Here is a 20,508-nt window from a genome sequence, read left to right on the forward strand (position 1 = left end):
CCATTCGTCCATAAAAATAAATGCAAAATTTTAAGGACCATGCCCACCATGACATGAACGCCCTTCTTGATACTTTGAAGCGATACGAAAGCACTTATTTCGCGCACCTTCCGCATTACCTTTATAACTGCCTAAACATGTTTGATAACACTGTTCACGTTCAGGCTCATCAAATTTTGCTTTTGGCGGTGTGACATTACGATGACATCCGCACAGTGCTAAAGCTAAAAAACCGAGCAAGAATAATATTCTCATCACTCTGCTGCTTCATTCGTCACACGTAAAACCTCTTCCATCGTAGTTTTACCTGCCAAGACTTTACGCAAACCATCATCACGAATCGAACCTGCATCACGACGTGCATATTCCTCAAGTTCATACTCAGCCGCATTGCCATGAATCAAACGACGCATTTGCTCATCAATAGGCACAATTTCATAAATTGCGGTACGACCTGTAAAACCAGTATGCGAACAATGGTCACAGCCTTGTGGTACAGGAAGTTTTAAATCAACTGCGTTAGAAACAGGCTTAAAAATAGCTTTTTCAAAATCATCCGCTTCACGCCATGTATGACATTGCGAACAGATTGTTCTCACCAAACGCTGCGCAATCACCCCAATCAAGGAACTCGATAATAAAAACGGTTCAATTCCCATATCTTTTAAACGTGTCACTGCACCAATTGCGGTATTGGTATGTAGCGTAGATAAAACCAAGTGACCTGTTAATGAGGCTTGCACGGCAATTTCTGCGGTTTCAAGATCACGAATCTCACCCACCATCACCACATCAGGGTCTTGACGAAGCATGGCTTTTAAAGCACGGGCAAAAGTCATATCCACTTTACTATTGACTTGTGTCTGTCCAATCCCTTCAAGCTGATACTCAATCGGGTCTTCGGCAGTCAAAATATTTTTAGAACCATCATTTAAGTCAGAAAGCGCAGCATACAGCGTGGTGGTTTTACCCGAACCCGTAGGCCCTGTCACAAGGATAATGCCGTGCGGACGATGAACCAAAGTTGTTAAACGCTCATAATCACTTGGCATTAAACCTAAATGGGTCATGTTCAAACGCCCTGCTTGCTTATCCAGCAAACGCATCACCACACGTTCACCATGCGAGGAGGGTAAAGTTGAAACACGAACATCGACTTCACGTCCTGCAAGACGCAAAGAAATACGACCATCTTGCGGAATACGCTTTTCAGCAATATCAAGTTTTGCCATGACTTTGATACGAGAAACCAAAAGTGGTGCAAGTTCACGGCGTGGTTGGACGATTTCACGTAACTGACCATCAACCCGTAAACGTACAGAAAGTTTCTTTTCAAAAGCTTCAATATGAATATCGGATGCGCCTACACGAATGGCTTCGGAGAGTAAGGCATTAATTAGGCGAACAATCGGTGCATCATCTTCCTGATCCATTAAATCTTCTGTTTCAGGAACTTGATCTGCTAAACTCAATAAATCAGGATGGTCTTCTAAGCCTGCTGCAACTTGTTGAGACTCACCTGTTTCACCCGCATAACTTGACGTGAGTAATTGATTAAACTCAGTTTCGGTAGAAAGTTGATGCTGTGCAGGACGACCTAAATAACGGCGGGCTTCTTGAATGGCAATCTGTGTGGTATTTTCACGACGGACAATAAAAACTTGGTCGCCTTCGTAACGCAATAGCACTCCATGCCGTTTCGCAAAACTATAAGGTATTTGTAATTGTTTAAGAACTTGCATTACAACTTATATTAATGATTAAAATTGTTTTGAGTGTACTCTAAGCGCATGACAGCGTGAAGTCTGTTTTCAACAAATGATCAGAGGAATAATGAGCTTTGTCGATCAAAAATGAACATCTAGAACCAGAGCTTCCTGATCTAAAATGGTGGGGAGAACAAAAATTTGAGCTAAATCAAGCCAAAGCATGGCAATTTGGCTCATTAATGATGCGTCTAACTCGAGGACTCCAAGAATGGCGCTTGGAATATTATCGCCCACAAATGCAATATGACTATGAGCAACAATGGAGTTGTATTCAAGATGTCAATTTTGGCTTTCCACAGCCTGTGCATGTTGAACGCTATATGTTTAGAGAAACCCATAATCATTTTCAACTGATGCCACGCTTAGCGGATCGTTCAGTGGTGATTCGCCCTGTAGATCCCATTTATATTCCTGCAGGGCAACGTGGAACTTTATATATTAGCACCCCACTTTGGGTGGCAGGTTTTGTACAAGCGCAGAAAGAACCCCTATTTGATATTCCCGTCATTTTGCCCAAAGATACATGGTTTGGCCCTGACCATCGTACTGGTGAAATGTGTTATGCCACTTCAGTAGATGGACGTACCGAACTTAATCTATTACGTCCTCGTGCCTTTCGTGCTGTCACGCCGATTGTTTTTCATAATATTAGTCATCATCAATTACGTTTTGATCGTATGAATGTACCTGTACCGGCATTACCGTTATTTTATAGTGAAAGTACAGGACGGCTTTGGACATCGCAAATTAAAGTCATTTATGAAGGTGATGACCGCCCTGCACGAATTAAAATTGAAAATCGCACGCCGCCTTTGGCAGGTGAAGTCAGTTATGTACATCCACCACGTTCGCCAGGTGGTGCGCTATTTAATATGTTTGATTCATTCTTCTAAGAGGTCAGCATGGCAGACAGTAATATTCCCAAAGACATTGCTGATAATTTAAAAGGTATTTTCACCAATATTAATACTGACCGACTCAGTGAAATTGTGGTCGCAATTGTACTGTGTTTTGTGGGTTTTTTATTGGCACGAATCATTTCCAATACTTTTATTCGAACCATTGGTGCCAAGTTTAATGCACATCAACGCTTGGTATGGCGACGAGGGATTTTTTATTTTATTTTCATGATTTTTGTGATGGCGAGTTTAAAAGAAGCAGGCTTTAAACTCAGTGTCTTTTTAGGTGCAGCAGGGATTTTGACCGTTGCTTTGGGTTTTGCCTCACAAACGTCAGCCTCAAATTTAATTAGTGGTTTGTTCTTGATTGGCGAAGGCTCTTTTGAAATTGGCGATACCATTCAGATCACCTTAATCCGTGGGCATACTATTGAAGGTGAAGTGATTTCGATTGATTTACTTTCTGTCAAACTGCTCACTTGGGATAATGTGTATGTACGTTTACCGAATGAGCAACTCATTCGGGCACCTGTACATAATTTATCAAAGTTTCCGATACGGCGCATCTTGATCACTTTGGCAATTAATTTTAATGAAGATATCAACAAAGTACGTGAAGTGTTGTTAGACCTTGCCAATGATTATCCTTTGGTTTTAGCTGACCCTAAACCACGTTTAAGTGTGACCTCTTTTGGTGAATCTTCAATTGAGTTGCATTATGCGTTGTGGTGTAAACAAAGCAATTATATGCAAGTCAAAGATGAAATCCATGAACAAATTCGCAATCGTTTTGTTGAAAATCAGATTGAAATTCCTGTGCCTAAAATTGGTTTTGTAGATCGTCCCATAACCCAACATAGCGCATTAGCCAATGAAGATGTGGATGCCTATGCAAATGCGCAAGAACTCAAAATGCAAAAAGATCAAGATAAGCATTTATAAACACGCACAATTTCAATTAAAAATTGCGATAGAAAAAACCCTCTAATCTCTAGAGGGTTTTTTATTTCTAATGATTTAACGCTTTTGTTTCAGGAATAGGGGCAATATAAGCAATGATCAGCATGACAAAACCTGCGCCTAAAAAAGAAATAACCCGTGTTAATGTGCCGATATGTGAGAGGTCAAGTAAGACTAATTTTAAGGTCACAAGCATTAAAATACTGCCGCCTAAAATCCATAAAGCGCGCATATTTTTCTTTGTTGCATAACTCATGGTAATAAAAGCCAAACTCACCCAAAGCAAAGTAAAACTCAATTGAATTGTCGCGTTTTGCCAAATCGCAAGCGTATTATATGGTGTAGACAAATAGACATGTAATGCCCGTAAAATCACATAACTACTCAACCAAAGTAAACTTAAAACTGACAACACAGCCACAATTCCACGATCCATTCCCTGTTTAAGTTGCAAACTCAACATCCAAATAAAACCAAATAAAATCGCAATACTGATCAAGTCAAAAGGATTGAATACAGGAAGTAGATAAAACTGAAAAGGTTGTTGTGAAAATAATTGTGAACATACAATCCAGATAAGCATCAAAACCAAGCTACTTCGTGTTTGCCAAAACATTGTCCAATTCAAATTTTCTTTTTGACTAAAACACCATGCACAGAATACTAAAGGTAGAATCACCACACTGATATAAGGCAGCGCAGGCAAAATACTCAAACTCATCAAGCTTAAGCTCAACAAAGTTCCCAAACTCACCCATTCTTTTTCAAGTTTTAAACCAATAGCCGGACGCAACCATAACCCTGTCAACAGTGCACCACTAAAGAAAATGCCTGCTTGCTCAATCGTATTTAACCAGAGGATACTGCCATTTTCACTACGATGAATGACGAAGAATAATGCAAAAATATAAAGTGGGATCACCCCAATCCATTTTGGAATCAGCCATGACCATGATGCTTTACGCCATAACATCACGCGATTTAAAATGACATATAAGCCACTCATCAATATTAAAGTGACAATATACTGAGATGGTCCTTCAAGATAATCCACCCACAAAAACAATTGCATAGCGGTTGCCGACAGCAACAACATACTCAAAAAAGTAATACTGCTATAGGTTAATTGTTGTTGAAACTTTTCATAGGCATTAGCAAGTAAAACCACAGCAAAATAGCTGATACTCAGCACCCAATACATCAAACTTGGAAAATGTGCAGATTCAAATAAATAATATAAGCTCGACAAGCCCGCAACCAGTAATAAAGCACTCGCCAGATAACGACTCACTGTAGATTTTTTATATAAAGCAAATACAAAAATCAGTACACCTTCCACCGCCCATCCCATCACACTCCATTCATCTTGTAAAAGAAGTGGCGGAATTAATGTGATAAAAATCAACATTAAACTAAAATAGCTTTGTGAAATAATTTTGACGGCTTGATTGCGCTTCGCCAATAGATACAGCACCGCAAATAACACCGCAAATGCTAGACTCAGACTGGCTTGCCAAACTGTTTTTTCAAAATAAATCAAATATAAAAAAGTATAAGCAACCAATGGCGCACCAAAAATGAGGGCGATGTCTAAAGCAGGTTTTAACTGAAATTGTTGTACATCTTTTTGTGCGATCAACTGACTAAAACGAAACCCTAACCAAATAAAAATGGCTGTATGTGCAAGCACCAAAAATGCCAAAGCATCATGTTGCTGCGTTTGCCCATGAATAAAGGCATAGCTTCCTGCAACAATCACCGTCATTAAAAATGCGATTTGATTGAGAATTTTCCACGGGCGCAAGGTCGTTAAAATCGCGACACAGAAATTAATGACCCAATAATATGCAACAAATTCTACTGCTGTTGCTGCCCGCACAGGCAAAGTAAAAGGTGCTGCGGCGGCAACGACCATTGCCATTAAAGCCAATTCAATACTCTGCTGTTTTAAACTTAAAGTCAGCGTGAGTGCCATGACCATAGCAAAACAGATACTCGCAACATAAATATTCGGAATGACATGATTGTAATAAGCAAAAAATAGCGTTAAAAATAGTCCCGCCAATCCAAGTCCTTCAAGTGCTAAAGCAAAACTTCTATTTTTATTCTGTAGAAAAATACCAATCCCTGTAAGCACGAAGCTTAGTATTGCAACGATTGCCAATTTTAAAGATAAACTGACCTGCCAATGTTCCGTTGCAAAACGCAGTAATAAAATAATCCCAATGACCAATACAACAGTTGCGGCTTTTAAGACAGGATTGCCTTGAAAAATCCATTGTTTAATTTGCTGGATTAAACTCATTTCAGGATGAGTTTCAGATAACTGTTGGGTCGAATTTGAAATAGCCGCAGCATTGTTTTCTGGTGTGATAGATTGTTGCTGCACATGGTTCAGCTTTTCTTGTAATTGCTGTACAGAACGCTCTAAACGTCTTAGCCACCTTAGAAAAAAGAAAATCCAACAGGTTAAACCCAAGCCTATTAGCCAACCCCATTGCAGGCTCATGCCCACAACCGCAAGCAACGAGGAAATATAAAGCGGTACTTTAGAGGTGAACCGTAAAGTCAGATGTTGTTGCGCTGAAAGATCAAGCAAAGGCTTTTGCAAAACATCGACATAATGCATTACGCTCATCACAAATGCCAAAGCGCAGACATAGGTCACGACTTCCGTCTTTAAAAACCACGCTGAAACCGCAACAATCGTTAAGACCATTAACCAAATAATACGAATCTCACTCTGCCCTTTGAGCATATTTCTCTGTCTCTCTCCTGAGTATTTGGATGATACAACAGTCAAACGCTGAGTTCTGATGAATTCATCAGATATTCGGTAACTATCGTTCTACATCATGATGCTATGCTCCTTTCCAAAATCACGTACAATACTGCTATTAATTGAATTAGGAATGTTGCAATGCCACCATTTGTTTTGGTCGATGGGTCATACTTTTTATTTCGTGCCTTTCATGCACTACCACCATTAACCACCTCAACAGGTTTACAAACCAATGCAATTCGTGGTGCTATTTCTGCAATTCAAAAGTTAATGCGCCGTGTTCAACCTACGCATATGGCCGTGATTTTCGACACACCAGAACCTACTTTTCGTCATCAACTTTCACCGATTTATAAAGGTGATCGTCCAAGTATGCCTGACGAACTTGCTCAACAAATTCCTTATTTACATGCCTTAATTCGTGCGCTAGGGATTCCACTTCATATGCTACCTGGTGCCGAAGCGGATGATATTATTGGTACTTTAGCCAAACGTGCTGAAGCTGCAGGTCATCAAGTCCTGATCTCAACAGGCGACAAAGACATGGCGCAATTGGTCACTGAAAAAGTGACGCTCGAAGACAGCTTTAAAGATAAACCCATGAATATTGAAGGGGTCATTGAAAAGTTTGGTGTCCGTCCAGATCAGATCATTGATTATTTAACATTGATGGGCGATGCCTCAGACGGCATTAAAGGTGTCCCTGGCGTCGGTGCAAAAACAGCAGCCAAGCTTTTAAATGAATATGGTAATTTACAAAACATTATTGCCAATGTTGACAATATTAAAGGTAAAGTTGGTTTAAGTATTAAAGAAAACCAAGACGGTATTAAACTTGATCACCAACTTGCAAGTATTATTATCGACCTTGATATGGGTTTGACCTATGATGATTTGAAACTGACAGACCCGAATGTCGAAGAATTACGTCATTTGTATACTGAGTTAGAATTCCGTAATCAATTACAATCGTTAGATCATCCCAATAATCCAAACAGTGCTGCGTATAAACAGACCTCAAAACAAATCGAAAAAACCGCACAAAATACTGAAAATAACAATGATCAAGCCATTTCAAGTAGTATTGATGATCAACTTGGACAAGCAACTTACCACACTATTTTAACTCAGGCGGATTGGGAGCAGTTTTTCAAGCGTTTAAGTACAGAAAAGCGTTTTGCCATTGATACTGAAACCACCAGTTTAGATTATCGTGTTGCAGAAATGGTGGGTTTTTCAGTTGCTTTTGATGCGAAAGATGCCTATTACATTCCACTTGCACATGATTATGAAGGTGCACCTGAACAACTGAATCGTGATGTTATTCTTCAACACATTAAACCTATTTTAGAAGATGTAACTGTTGAAAAAATTGGACATCATTTAAAATATGATGCACATATCTTTGAAAATCATGGTATCCATTTGCAAGGTTGGTATTTCGATACCATGTTGGCATCTTATGTCCTCAACTCAGTGGCGACGCGTCACGGTATGGATGATGTTGCACGTGTTTATTTAAGTCACTTGACCACAAGCTTTGAACAAATTGCAGGCAAAGGCGCGAAGCAAAAAACTTTCAATCAAATTGAGCTTGAAACAGCTGCACATTATGCCGCTGAAGATGCACATGTGACCTATCGTTTATATGAAGTACTCGATCGTAAGCTAAAAGAAATTCCTGAACTCAGCAATATTTTGCACAATATTGAAATGCCTGTTGCTCGTGTTCTCACGATAATGGAAGAAAATGGCATTGCGTTAAATCTGGCATTTTTAGACCAACTTAGTGTAGATTTTACTGAAACTATTCAAAACCTTGAAAATCAAATTATTGAAATTGCAGGCGAATCTTTTAATGTCGGTTCACCAAAGCAAGTGGGTGAAGTCCTATTTGAAAAATTAGGTTTAAAAGGTGGCAAGAAAACAGCTACAGGTCAATACAGCACGTCTGAAGCTATTTTAGAAAAAATTGATCATCCAATTACCTCATTAATTATTGAATATCGTGGTTTAACCAAGCTGAAAAGTACTTATACCGAAGGTTTAAGCAAACAAGCCAATAATGAAACGCATCGTGTACACACCAGTTATCATCAAGCATTAACGGCGACAGGTCGCTTATCTTCGACCGATCCAAACTTACAAAATATTCCTGTTCGTGAAGAGATTGGACGTCAAATTCGTAAAGCATTTATTGCGCCGCAAGGTCGTGTATTGCTTGCAGCCGATTATTCACAAATTGAACTGCGTTTAATGGCACATTTTTCCCAAGATGAAGCGTTAGTTCATGCTTTTAATCATGGGCAAGATGTACACCGTCGTACAGCATCAGAAGTTTTGGGTGTTGCACTTGAAGATGTCACCAATGATCAACGTCGCCAAGCCAAAGCCGTTAACTTTGGTTTGCTTTATGGTATGTCTGAATTTGGTTTGATTCGTCAACTTGGCTTTACCCGTGAAGAATCACAAAACTATATCAAACAATATTTCCATCGCTATCCTGGCATTTATGAGTATATGCAACGTACTCGCCAAGTGGCTTTGGAACAAGGCTTCGTGGAAACGATTACAGGTCGCCGTCTTTACACACCTGATATTGATGCTCGTAATATGATGGTGCGTAAAGCGGCTGAACGTGCAGCAATCAATGCACCACTACAAGGTTCTGCTGCTGAAATCATTAAAATGGCCATGATTGAAGTTGATAAAATCTTACCGAAAGATCAAGCCAAACTTCTACTCCAAGTTCACGATGAATTAGTCTTTGAAGTCGATGAAGCGATTGCTGATGAATTAGCAAAACAGATTCAGGACGTCATGCAAAAAGTGTGTACCTTGTCTGTGCCTTTGTTGGTTGAAGTCGGCAAAGGCAACAATTGGGATGAAGCACATTAATCGCTTTTAGTACCTTCCTCCTTCTAGGAGGAAGGCTAGGATGGAGGTCGTTTTCAAACATCAAAAGAAAGATCACAATTTCTTTAATTTGAATGAAAACTACAGTGCATAAAAAAGGACTCAATTGAGTCCTTTTTTATTTTCAATTAATAAATTACAAACCTGTTAATAAAACTTTTGCAACTTCATTCATTAGAATTTCAGCAATATACAATGCAAGGAAGGCCAAAATCGGAGAAAGATCAATCATTCCCATGTTTGGCATAATTTTACGAAATGGGGCTAATAAAGGCTCAGCGAGTTCTTGGATCACTTCAATATAAGGTGAACGAGATTGGGTAAACATCACTACCCAACTTAAAATAATCGTTGCAAAAATTAAATAACGACAGAAGCGAATCAAATCCTGAATCATGGTGACAAAAGTTAAAATCAAAAGATGTAAAGGGCTATTTGGCATAGCACCTTGCAAATACATGATTCCAAAAATTTTCAATAAATATAGAATAATCAATAATGCCAATGCAGCCGTATTCACACGTCCTTTAGCAACGGTTGGGAAGATGCGACTAAAAACATCTACAATTTTGGTCGCTTTCACTGTAGACAATACAACTGGATTATATGGACTCACCATTGCCAATTGCATTAAAAAACGAAAGAATACAAGCAAAATTGCGACGTTAATAATAATGCCAAAAATCTGCGCAGAATTTGCACCCATATCGGAATATTCCTAAATAAAATCAATAATTAAATTAATTATTTCGTGCTATCACTTAATTCTTGTGCTAACTCTTGACTACGCTTTTGTGCCGCAGCCAAGGCAGTTTGAATATTTTGTGAAATGTGTGCACGATCAAAAACTTCTAATGCCGCTTGTGTTGTACCATTTGGAGAAGTCACATTTTTGCGTAATTCAGCAGGCGTATTTGAGCTAGTAATTGCCATTTGTGCAGCACCCAAAGCCGTTTGTAACGTCAATGCCGTCGCCACTTTTTCATCCAAGCCCATGTTTTTGCCTGCACGAATCATACTTTCCATCATATAGAAGAAGTACGCAGGACCCGAACCTGAGACCGCAGTGACTGCATCAATTTGTGCTTCAGCACTCACCCAAATGGTTAAACCTGTCGCGGCTAAAACTTGGCTCGCTAAATCACGATCTTCACGAACAACATTATCTTGTGCAAACAAACCATGTGCACCTGTTTGTACCAATGCAGGCGTATTTGGCATGACACGAACAATACGTTCAGACCCTGTTAACGCTGCAATCGTTGCAATTTCAGCACCTGCTACAATCGAAATAATCAGTTTATTTTTAAACAAACCATTTAACGGTTTTAGCAAAGCCCCTAACACCTGTGGTTTTACGGCTAAAACAACAACATCTGCATTTTCAATTGCAACAACATTATCATCGGTGACGTGTACATCTTTCTCTTGTAATAGTTCACGTATTTTTTCTACAGGATCAGACACTGTAATCCGTGTTGCTGGGAGTCCACGGGTAATCAAGCCCCCTATCAGGGCTTGTGCCATATTGCCACCACCAATGAAAGTAATATTACAATTTAAAGCTGCACTCATGAATTACGCTCGTTTAACTTTTTGCTCGCTAAGACATTAAATTTGGCTGCCAACCATCGACTTCAACATAGTCCGATTGTGCTAACCAAAAACCTTTCGGTGTAAAAACACCAAGCATAACATTATCTATGCTTAATATTTGAATTGTATGACGCAACCACGGAAAAATTTGCTGATTTTGGATGGCTTTTTTTAACGGCCATGCCCCAACTCGTCCATACAAATGAATTTTTTCTCCGCCAACGCGATATTGCAAAGTCAGATTTGTGTTCAGCAACCTTGCCGATAGACCCATTTTTTCTGTTTGAATCTGAAAATGACCTGCTGCCACAGTCAAATGTTGCCCCATTTCATAACAAACTTCTGTCATATTTTGCTCAGGTACTTGCTTACTTGCAAGATAAACCTCAGCAGTTAAACGATATAAAACATTTTGAAATCGTAAATAATAAAATTGATTCCAATGCAAGGCAGCTTGGGCATCATTTTTTGAAGCAATCACTTCATGTTGTAATCGTTGCACCATTTCAAAACTCGGACGATAATCGCCTTCACCTTTCATCCAAACTGATAAAAGCTGTCGTTGCCGTGCTGGTGACAAAGTTACAAATTTTGCTAAATCTAATTGTTCAGCATCGCCACACCATGCTAAATCTTGCTTTAAAACCTCGTTCAAAATCTCATCAGCATCCTGCATCAATACACTCGTACGCGCCAACGCCTGTTGCATTTTTGGGTAACGGCTTTGCAAAATATTCCAAAGTTCATGCCTACACCATGCCCGATCATAATGTGTATCGAGATTGGTCGGATCATTCACATAAGGAATATGAGTTTGTTCAACCCATTGGCAAATCTGCTCACGACTGATCTCTAAAAGGGGGCGCCAAATCGTCATTTTTTCACGAACATCGACAGGGTGCATCGCAGCCAAACCAGAGACACCTGCGCCCGAGAGTAAACGTAACATCAACGTTTCTGCTTGATCTTGCTGATGATGGGCAAGTACTAAAATTTCATTGGCTTGTAAATGTTTTAAATAGGCTTGATAACGTGCTTCTCGCGCTTGATTTTCAAGATTGCCTTTGGCAACACAAACATTTTCGATAATCGAGGGAATATTTAAAGATTGACATTGTTGAGCAACAAAATTTCCCCAGTCATCACTCATAGTTTGTAATTGATGATTAATATAAATGGCACGCACCTGTTGAGGACATAGTGCTGCCATTAAATACAACAGCAGCATGGAGTCCATGCCGCCGCTGCACCCAATTAAAAATCGGGTATTATTTTGAAATTGCTTAGATTGTTTTAAGAAGCCAGACCTAAATTGTCGCTGCCAAACTTCATTAAACGTTGGTAACGTGCTTCGCATCGCTCGTTAGCATCCATAGTTTGTAATTCATCAAGCGCTTGTTTTAACACATTTTTCAAAGATTCCATCACTTCCAATGGATGTAAATGTGCACCTTCGCCTTCATCAACGACATATTCAACAATACCCATTTTTTGCAATTTATCAGCAGTTAATGCCAATGCTTCACTCGCTTGTTCTGCTTTTTCAGCAGTTTTCCATAAAATCGAAGCACAGCCTTCAGGTGAAATCACTGAATAAATACTATGTGATAACATAATTACACGGTCAGCAACCCCAATGCCCAATGCACCGCCAGAACCACCTTCACCAAGCACAGTGGCAATGACAGGCACTTTTAAGCTTGAAAGCTGTGCCAAACTCGTTGCAATCGCTTCTGCTTGACCACGTTCTTCTGCACCAACACCTGGATATGCACCCATCGTATCAATAAAAGTAAATACAGGTAGATTAAAGCGTTCCGCCATATCAAGTAAACGCTGTGATTTACGATAGCCCTCAGGATTACACATCCCAAAGTTATGTTGTAATTTTTCACGCGTGCTGCGACCACGATGTTGCCCCACCACCATCACAGGTTGACCGTTAAAACGTGCTAAACCACCGACCATTGCACCATCGTCACCATAAAGACGATCGCCATGTAGCGTATCAAATTGTGTAAAAATTTCGCCTACATAATCCAAAAATTGCGGACGCTCTGGATGACGTGCAATTTGAACCGTTTTCCAAGCTTTAGATTGAGCAGCTTTATTTTTCATAAGTCGAGTATTATCCCTAATTCGCCGATGACTCACACCGAGAAATTTGTGTTAATCGATAAACTGTTCCGACTGAATATTCAATTCAATGTCCCAATGCTTAAATTGCACTTGCTCATCATGCAAATCGGCAACGAGCAATGGCCATTGTTTGGCATCACCAGAAACGCTGAGTTGCCATTGTTGCTCATTCTGAACTGTTAATTCAATGGCAGGAAGCATCTCATCACTACGACTGTGATTCAGTAAAACTGCAAGACGAAGCAATAAACAGAGGTAAATAAGCTTGTATCCACCTACTCTCATCACATCAATTTTACTGTCAGTACGCAATTTTCGACGATGATGAGCGACCAAATGTGACAAATGGTTTTGATCAATTTGTGAAAAACCAGGAATATCTGAATGCTGTAACAAATACGCACTGTGCTTATGATAACCACTGTGACTGATTGCTAAACCAATTTCATGTAAATATGCAGCACGACGCAATAAATCGCTATCATCATTATTTAAATCAAGTGCAACAGCCACACTATCAAATAAATACTGTGCGGTATCAACCACACGCTGTGCTTGTTTTAAGTCTGCGCTATAACGCCCAATCATCGCTTGGACACTGCGGTCACGAATATCTTCATGCTGAAAACGACCAAGCAAGTCGTACATTACACCTTCACGCAAAGCACCATCGGAATAGACCAGTTTATCGATATTTAAAATTTCAAATACTGCATACAAAATAGCGACACCTGCAGGTAAAACTGCACGACGATCTTCTTTTAAGCCATCAAATTCCATATCTGAAACATGTTTATATTTCAGCATTTTATCTTTGAGTTTTTCCAATCCTTCACGTGTCAGATTTTCCTGATCATCACTCCATCCCATATTGACCGTAATCTGACGACACGCCTTAATTGTACCGCTCGAACCGACTACCGTGTCCCATCCTGCTGCTTTATATGTATTTGCAATCGAAGATAATTCTTTTCGTGCCGCAACAACAGCTTTGTCAAAAATTTTAGCGTTGATTTCGCCATCAGGGAAATAAGACTTGGTAAAAGCAACACAACCCATTTGTAAGGATTCTGTATGAATAGGTTCAAACTCTTCACCAATAATGAGCTCTGTCGAACCACCGCCAATATCAATCACCAAACGACGACCACTATTCGCCATCGTATGTGAAACACCTAGGTAAATTAAACGAGCCTCTTCACGCCCTGCAATAATTTCAATCGGTTTAGGTAAAATTTCTGCGGCTTTTTGAATAAACTCTTGACCATTTTTCGCTTGACGCAATGCATTGGTTGCCACAATACGTAAACGATTGGGTTGAACTGAACTTAAACGTCCTACAAATCGTGCTAAACACGCCAAGCCTCGCTGCTGCGCTGCTTCTGTTAAATTTTTATTTTCATCTAATCCAGCCGCAAGTTGAACTTTTTCTGACATTGATGCGACTTTTTTTACTTCACCATGATCGACACGAGCAATTGCCAAATGAAAGCTGTTTGACCCCATATCAATGGCAGCAAGTAATTCTTCATCAATTAAAAAATCAGACATTATTCATACAAACTCATTCAGAAGTATGCCTAGATTAATTCACCTAAAGACAATTGAAAAGCCATTTATGATGACAATTCACTGAGCCATTATTTTTTCTACATTTGTGACAATTGTATGACAATTTCAAGCCTCCGATTAGGCTTATCGTGAGCATCAATTAGACAAATCCACAATTAAGATCGAAAATTTACCTATTCCCCTACTTTGTAAGAGATGTCTATGTAATACTTATAGACATAGATGACATCTTTAAAATATTTTGGAGCAATATCCATGTCAGGCAATATCGTAAACACAACCGATGCCAACTTTGAAGCAGACGTTTTACAATCTGAAACTCCTGTACTTGTCGATTTTTGGGCAGGTTGGTGTGCACCATGTAAAGCCATTGCACCTGTACTTGAAGTTTTATCTGATGAATACCAAGGTAAAGTAAAAATCGTTAAAGTTGACGTAACTGCATGTGAAGCAACCGCAGTAAATTATAACATTCGCAACATTCCAGCATTGCTCATGTTTAAAAATGGCGAAGTTGTAGCACAACAAATCGGTGCGGTACCTAAGTCTAAATTGACTGCATTCATCGACGAAAACATCTAATTCAGTGTTTAAGCTTTCGTTATTCTTCAAAAATACGCTATAAAAATATGGCGTATTTTTCTTCTATACATTGACAATTTTAAAGTTCTCACTTATATTCCATGCATAAGAAATTTTGGGGTTTATTCCAATTTCTTACAACACAACACATAAGATCGCCGCTCGGCAACAGAAATTGTTTTACACATTTCTCCTCGAAAGAACTAATTAGATTCTGAGTTTTGTTATTGTGCAAATACAATTACACTCACCTATTGTACTGCGGGCGACTTTTGCTTCTTTCTATTATCTCTGTGTACCACACATCCTTAAATCAATCTGACCATCTATGAACTTAACTGAACTCAAGAAAAAACCGATTGGCGAACTCATTAAGATTGCGGAGTTTATGGGCCTTGAAGGAATGGCTCGTAACCGTAAACAAGACATTATTTTTGCCATCTTAAAACGCCATGCAATGAATGGCGAAGAAATTTTTGGTGATGGTGTTCTAGAAATTTTGTCTGATGGGTTTGGCTTCTTACGCTCGGCTGCTGGCTCTTACCTTGCAGGACCAGATGATATCTATGTGAGCCCGTCACAAATTCGCCGTTTTAACCTTAGAACTGGTGACACCATTACTGGTACAATTCGCCCACCAAAAGAAGGCGAACGCTATTTTGCTTTACTTAAAGTAAATCAAATTAACTATGACACACCTGAGAATTCACGTAATAAAATCTTATTTGAAAACTTAACACCTTTATTCCCGACTGAACAATTGATCATGGAATTAGGCAATGGTTCAACCGAGGATTTAACCGCACGTGTAGTTGATTTGATCGCACCGATTGGTAAAGGTCAACGTTCAATCATTGTTGCACCGCCAAAAGCCGGTAAAACAATGTTATTACAAAACATTGCACAATCTATCGTACGTAATAACCCTGAATGCTTCCTGATCGTTCTTCTCATTGATGAACGTCCTGAAGAAGTCACAGAAATGGAACGTACAGTACGTGGTGAAGTCGTTGCCTCTACATTTGATGAATCACCTGCTCGTCATGTACAAGTTGCTGAAATGGTGATTGAAAAAGCAAAACGTCTCGTCGAACATAAAAAAGATGTCGTGATTTTACTTGATTCAATCACGCGTCTCGCACGTGCCTATAACACGGTTATTCCGTCGTCAGGTAAAGTACTGACAGGTGGTGTAGATGCACATGCTTTAGAGCGTCCAAAACGTTTCTTTGGTGCGGCACGTAATATTGAAGAAGGTGGCTCTCTCACCATCATTTCTACTGCCTTGATTGAAACAGGCAGTAAAATGGATGAAGTGATCTATGAAGAATTCAAAGGTACAGGTAACCAAGAGATTACACTTGATCGCCGTATTGCTGAAAAACGCGTCTTCCCTGCAATGAATATCAAAAAATCAGGTACTCGTCGTGAAGAACGCTTAATGAGCGAAGAAAATCTACGCAAGGTTTGGATTTTACGTAAACTTTTACATACACAAGATGAATTAGCAGCGATGGAATTCCTACTTGACCGTATGAAAGAAACGAAGACCAACGATGATTTCTTTGATCAGATGAAGCGTAAAGCCACTAACTAAAATTTTATTTATCTTAAGAAGGCTATCTATAACGATAGCCTTTTTATTTGGTTGACTTTATTTACATAAAATTACACATACCATTATAGATTGTTAATATGTATTACAAGCTATTGAATATTAATATTTTTAAATATTAATCCTTATATTTTTTAAGCAGTTAGATAGCAATAAACCAATATAAACGCTCAAATTAATTGTAAATACCTGTTAAAAAAACGTCATTTTCTAGTCATTTTTGCCATTTTTTTGATTTTGGGCAGTAGCAATTCTAAATGCGCAGTGATAGCATATTCGCATACCAGTTAGACTGCTATGCACAAAGCAAAAAACAGGCTAACTTGGGTTTTTTGTCTCAATTTATTTTATGAGAGTGATGCCATGTTATTCAAAAAAATCGCTATTGCTGCTGCAGTTGCTACTACTTTAGCTTTCGTTGGTTGTGCTAAAAAAACTGAAGAAGCTGCTGCTGACGCAAACGCTGCTGCTTCTCAAGCTGTAGAAGCTGCTTCTGAAGCTACTGCTGCTGCTGACGCTGCTGCTGCTTCTGCTGCAACTGACGTTGCTGCTGCTTCTGATGCTGCTGCTGACGCTTCTGCTGCTACTGATGCTGCTGCTGACGCTACTGCTGCTGCTTCTGCTGCACAATAATAATCACTTTAGATTATTATCAGAAAAAGAGAACCTTTGGTTCTCTTTTTTTATATCTTAAATTTAAAGATCAGAACCCAAAATACTCAATATTCAAAAGTATCAATATCAAAAACCCACTCTTAAGCTATACATATACATATTTTTTAAAAACTTAAACTTTTTCTGAAATCCAATACACTTTTGAATATAACTGAACAGATAGGGAACCCTCCTACCTTCTTTCCATATCAAACTCAAAAAATTTCAATCAATACTTAACATCTGATATAAAAAAAGCCCTGTCATGTATACAGGGCTTTTTTATAATAGAGAAAATTAATCCTCTTGTTCAGTACCAACACGTTGTCTAAATTTCTGACCCGCACGGAAAGTCACAACACGGCGTGCAGAAATTGGAATCTCTTCCCCAGTTTTTGGATTACGACCAGGGCGCTGACGTTTGTCACGCAATTCAAAATTACCAAATCCTGAAAGTTTCACTTGTTCGCCAGCAATCAATGCTTGGCTAATTTCATCAAAGAATAACTCAACCATTTGTTTTGCTTCACGACGATTTAAACTCGTAAGCTCACTTAAATGATCAGCCATTTCTGCTTTTGTTAATGCTGTCATGAGGCCCTCAATGTCGCTTCATAAGTGTCTTGCAACACTTGTATAATGTTGTCCATACCAGATTTTATTTCAGCATCTTCAAGTGTACGCGTTGGATGTTGCCATAATAATGCAAATGCTAGAGAGCGCTTGCCTTCTGCCACACCTTGACCTGTGTACACATCGAATAACCAAGTTGAGTCTAAGAGCTCACCACCCGTTTTTTCGATAAGTTGCTGAATTTCACTGACATTAATCTTATCACTAATTAAAACAGCAATATCACGTCTAACCGATGGAAATCGTGATAATTCTGTAAAATTAGATACATAAGTTTGCAAAACAACCAATTGATCGAGTTCTGCAACCCAAGTTGTTGCCAAATCTAGTTCATTTTCCAATGATGGATGTAAACGACCTAAATAACCAATCGATTTTCCAGCAACTAATATTTCAGCAGCTTGTCCAGGATGCAACCATTCGCGCTCAGAACGCACATATTCAACCTGTACACGCGCAGCAGCAAGTAATTCCTCTACTTCACCTTTAAAGTCAAAGAAATCCATTGCTTGTGGTTTACCATGCCATGATTCAGCTTGTTTAGCACCTGTGGCAATCATTGCCAATGTAGGAATCTGTTTAAGATCATCAATACCTTGTGCATCTTGATAATCAAAACGTAAGCCTAACTCAAAGAAACGCACACGGCTTTGTTGACGATTCACATTGTATTGTACACATGGAATCAAACTCGACAACAAAGTTGAACGCATAACAGCAAGATCACTTGAAATCGGGTTTGCTAAAGCCAAAGGATTTACTTGTGAATTCAACTGTTTTTCAAGTTTTAAATCTGCAAAGCTAAAGCTAATCGCTTCTTGGTAACCTAAAGTCACCAAAGTTTGACGTAATTGTGGCAACTCAAATTGATCTTGATGTTTCGCTAATTTCACATCGATCACAGGCAGGCTCATTTGAATATTGTCATAACCATGAATACGCGCTACTTCTTCGATTAAGTCTTGATAGATCACCATATCATAACGGTGCGATGGTGGTACAACCACCCACTCACCTTGCGCTTTTACAGTCACGTCACAACCTAAACGTTGTAATGCATCAGTAATAAAGTCAGAGGCAACGGTATAACCTAATAACTGATCCACTTGTGCTTGATTCAATTCAATCGCTTCACGTTTTGGTAATAATGCTGCCTGTTCAGCCATAGTGATTGGACCAAACTCACCACCTGCAAGTTCATGAATCAACTGTGATGCACGATGCATCGCAAGCATTGGCAATTCAAAATCTACACCACGCTCATAACGCTGAGATGCATCGGTGTGTAAACCGAAACTACGGGCACGACCTGCAATATGAATAGGTTCAAAGAATGCTGATTCAAGGAAAATTTCAGTCGTTTCATCAGACACCGCTGAAGATAAACCACCCATGATGCCTGCAATTGCCAATGCTTTGGCATCATCTGCAATGACCATGACATTTTCAGAAAGCTCAACTTCTTGCTCATTTAACAATACGAGCTTTTCATTCGCAGTGGCTTGACGAACATGCACTGAACCTTGAACTTTCCCCCCATCAAAGGCATGTAAAGGTTGACCAAGTTCCATCAATACATAGTTGGTAATATCCACCAAGATGCTGTGCTGACGAATACCTGAACGAGCAAGCGCTTGTTCCATCCATGTAGGTGTAGGCGCTTTGGTATTGACATTTTTGATCACACGACCTAAATAACGTGGGCAACCTTCGGTTGTCACTACAACTTGCTTCTGATCTGCAATTGTTGCCACAACTTCTTTAATTTCGGGTGCGGTTACAGCAAGTTGGTTAATCACCCCAATTTCACGCGCAATACCACGGATACTAAAACAGTCACCACGGTTTGGGGTGATACTGATATCAATGACATTATCATCTAAATTTAAATATTCACGGATATTCACACCTACAGGTGCATCATCAGGAAGTTCTAACAGACCATCAATTTTATCTTCAAGATCAATTTCCGAAGCACCACACAACATGCCTTGTGATTCGATACCACGCAGTTTGCCTTTCTTAATTTTGAAATCGCCAGGAAGTACTGCGCCAATCGTTGCAACAGGTGCTTTCATACCTGCACGTACGTTTGGTGCACCACATACAATTTGTAATGGCTCACCTGAACCAATATTGACTGTAGTTACACGCAAACGGTCGGCATCGGGATGTTGTTCAACTGTCAGTACTTCACCCACAACCACACCTGTAAATGCTTTAGCCGCAGGTGTTAAATCATCAATTTCAAGACCCAACATGGTGAGTTGGTCAGATAAAGTTTCGCTATCAATAGCAGGGTTTACCCACGTGCGTAGCCAATTTTCGCTAATTTTCATTTCAAAAAACCTATTATTTCTAAATTTCCAATCCCTCTTCAACTTCGCTTTT

16 protein-coding genes are annotated in these 20,508 nt (G+C 39.3%); 6 read left to right on the top strand and 10 right to left on the bottom strand.

Annotation, left to right across the window (positions count from 1 at the left end):
- Nucleotides 1–30: 30 nt before the first annotated feature.
- Nucleotides 31–255 (bottom strand): hypothetical protein, encoded by a 225-nt coding sequence (locus G0028_RS15540; protein ID WP_174493692.1) that lies wholly within the window; start codon nt 253–255, stop codon nt 31–33.
- Nucleotides 255–1,742 (bottom strand): type II secretion system ATPase GspE, encoded by a 1,488-nt coding sequence (gene gspE / locus G0028_RS15545; RefSeq protein ID WP_180045076.1) that lies wholly within the window; start codon nt 1,740–1,742, stop codon nt 255–257. The genes G0028_RS15540 and gspE overlap by 1 nt, the downstream gene beginning before the upstream one ends.
- A 98-nt stretch (nt 1,743–1,840) precedes the next feature.
- Here gspE and G0028_RS15550 point away from each other — a divergent pair, with 98 nt between their 5' ends.
- A complete protein-coding gene (locus tag G0028_RS15550) occupies nt 1,841–2,662 on the top strand; it encodes a hypothetical protein (RefSeq protein WP_130071988.1) in 822 nt (273 codons plus the stop codon).
- A 9-nt stretch (nt 2,663–2,671) separates the two neighbouring features.
- Entirely contained in the window at nt 2,672–3,610 is a 939-nt protein-coding gene (locus tag G0028_RS15555; RefSeq protein ID WP_174493694.1) for a mechanosensitive ion channel family protein, read from the top strand.
- Between the two features lie 67 nt (nt 3,611–3,677).
- On the opposite strand, the gene G0028_RS15560 is transcribed toward G0028_RS15555, so the two are convergent.
- Nucleotides 3,678–6,386 carry a DUF2339 domain-containing protein gene (locus tag G0028_RS15560; RefSeq protein WP_180045075.1) on the bottom strand — a complete coding sequence of 903 codons (2,709 nt, stop codon included), beginning with the start codon at nt 6,384–6,386 and terminating at the stop codon, nt 3,678–3,680.
- A 162-nt stretch (nt 6,387–6,548) separates the two neighbouring features.
- Between G0028_RS15560 and polA the strand changes: the two genes are divergently transcribed.
- Entirely contained in the window at nt 6,549–9,308 is a 2,760-nt protein-coding gene (gene polA, locus G0028_RS15565; protein ID WP_180045074.1) for a DNA polymerase I, read from the top strand.
- 154 nt (nt 9,309–9,462) lie between these two features.
- Here polA and G0028_RS15570 read toward each other — a convergent pair whose 3' ends face one another.
- From G0028_RS15570 to ppx, 5 genes are read right to left on the bottom strand one after another with little or no spacing between them, the layout of a single operon-like run.
- Nucleotides 9,463–10,032: a YggT family protein gene (locus G0028_RS15570; RefSeq protein WP_180045073.1), complete on the bottom strand. Its 570-nt coding sequence runs from the start codon at nt 10,030–10,032 to the stop codon at nt 9,463–9,465.
- Nucleotides 10,033–10,070: 38 nt separating this feature from the next.
- Nucleotides 10,071–10,901 carry a pyrroline-5-carboxylate reductase gene (gene proC, locus G0028_RS15575; RefSeq protein ID WP_174493697.1) on the bottom strand — a complete coding sequence of 277 codons (831 nt, stop codon included), beginning with the start codon at nt 10,899–10,901 and terminating at the stop codon, nt 10,071–10,073.
- Between the two features lie 28 nt (nt 10,902–10,929).
- Nucleotides 10,930–12,279: a tRNA lysidine(34) synthetase TilS gene (tilS, locus tag G0028_RS15580; protein ID WP_180045072.1), complete on the bottom strand. Its 1,350-nt coding sequence runs from the start codon at nt 12,277–12,279 to the stop codon at nt 10,930–10,932.
- Nucleotides 12,216–13,040 carry an acetyl-CoA carboxylase carboxyltransferase subunit alpha gene (locus G0028_RS15585; protein WP_180045071.1) on the bottom strand — a complete coding sequence of 275 codons (825 nt, stop codon included), beginning with the start codon at nt 13,038–13,040 and terminating at the stop codon, nt 12,216–12,218. The genes tilS and G0028_RS15585 overlap by 64 nt, the downstream gene beginning before the upstream one ends.
- A gap of 51 nt (nt 13,041–13,091) precedes the next feature.
- A complete protein-coding gene (gene ppx / locus G0028_RS15590; RefSeq protein ID WP_180045070.1) occupies nt 13,092–14,612 on the bottom strand; it encodes an exopolyphosphatase in 1,521 nt (506 codons plus the stop codon).
- Nucleotides 14,613–14,888: 276 nt separating this feature from the next.
- Between ppx and trxA the strand changes: the two genes are divergently transcribed.
- The 3 genes from trxA (at nt 14,889) to G0028_RS15605 (ending at nt 17,463) form a co-directional block, all read left to right on the top strand.
- On the top strand, nt 14,889–15,215 hold the full coding sequence (gene trxA, locus G0028_RS15595; protein ID WP_130071997.1) for a thioredoxin: 327 nt from the start codon (nt 14,889–14,891) through the stop codon (nt 15,213–15,215).
- 328 nt (nt 15,216–15,543) lie between these two features.
- A complete protein-coding gene (gene rho, locus G0028_RS15600; RefSeq protein ID WP_111859432.1) occupies nt 15,544–16,812 on the top strand; it encodes a transcription termination factor Rho in 1,269 nt (422 codons plus the stop codon).
- A gap of 381 nt (nt 16,813–17,193) precedes the next feature.
- Nucleotides 17,194–17,463: a hypothetical protein gene (locus G0028_RS15605; RefSeq protein WP_180045069.1), complete on the top strand. Its 270-nt coding sequence runs from the start codon at nt 17,194–17,196 to the stop codon at nt 17,461–17,463.
- A gap of 318 nt (nt 17,464–17,781) precedes the next feature.
- On the opposite strand, the gene G0028_RS15610 is transcribed toward G0028_RS15605, so the two are convergent.
- Together G0028_RS15610 and pheT are read right to left on the bottom strand one after the other, a co-directional pair.
- Nucleotides 17,782–18,078, bottom strand: a complete 297-nt coding sequence (locus tag G0028_RS15610; RefSeq protein ID WP_004723042.1) for an integration host factor subunit alpha — start codon at nt 18,076–18,078, stop codon at nt 17,782–17,784.
- Nucleotides 18,075–20,456 carry a phenylalanine--tRNA ligase subunit beta gene (gene pheT, locus G0028_RS15615; protein WP_180045068.1) on the bottom strand — a complete coding sequence of 794 codons (2,382 nt, stop codon included), beginning with the start codon at nt 20,454–20,456 and terminating at the stop codon, nt 18,075–18,077. The genes G0028_RS15610 and pheT overlap by 4 nt, the downstream gene beginning before the upstream one ends.
- Nucleotides 20,457–20,508 lie beyond the last annotated feature (52 nt).

The sequence above is a fragment of the Acinetobacter piscicola genome (assembly GCF_015218165.1).
Classification (GTDB): Bacteria; Pseudomonadota; Gammaproteobacteria; order Pseudomonadales; family Moraxellaceae; genus Acinetobacter; species Acinetobacter piscicola_A.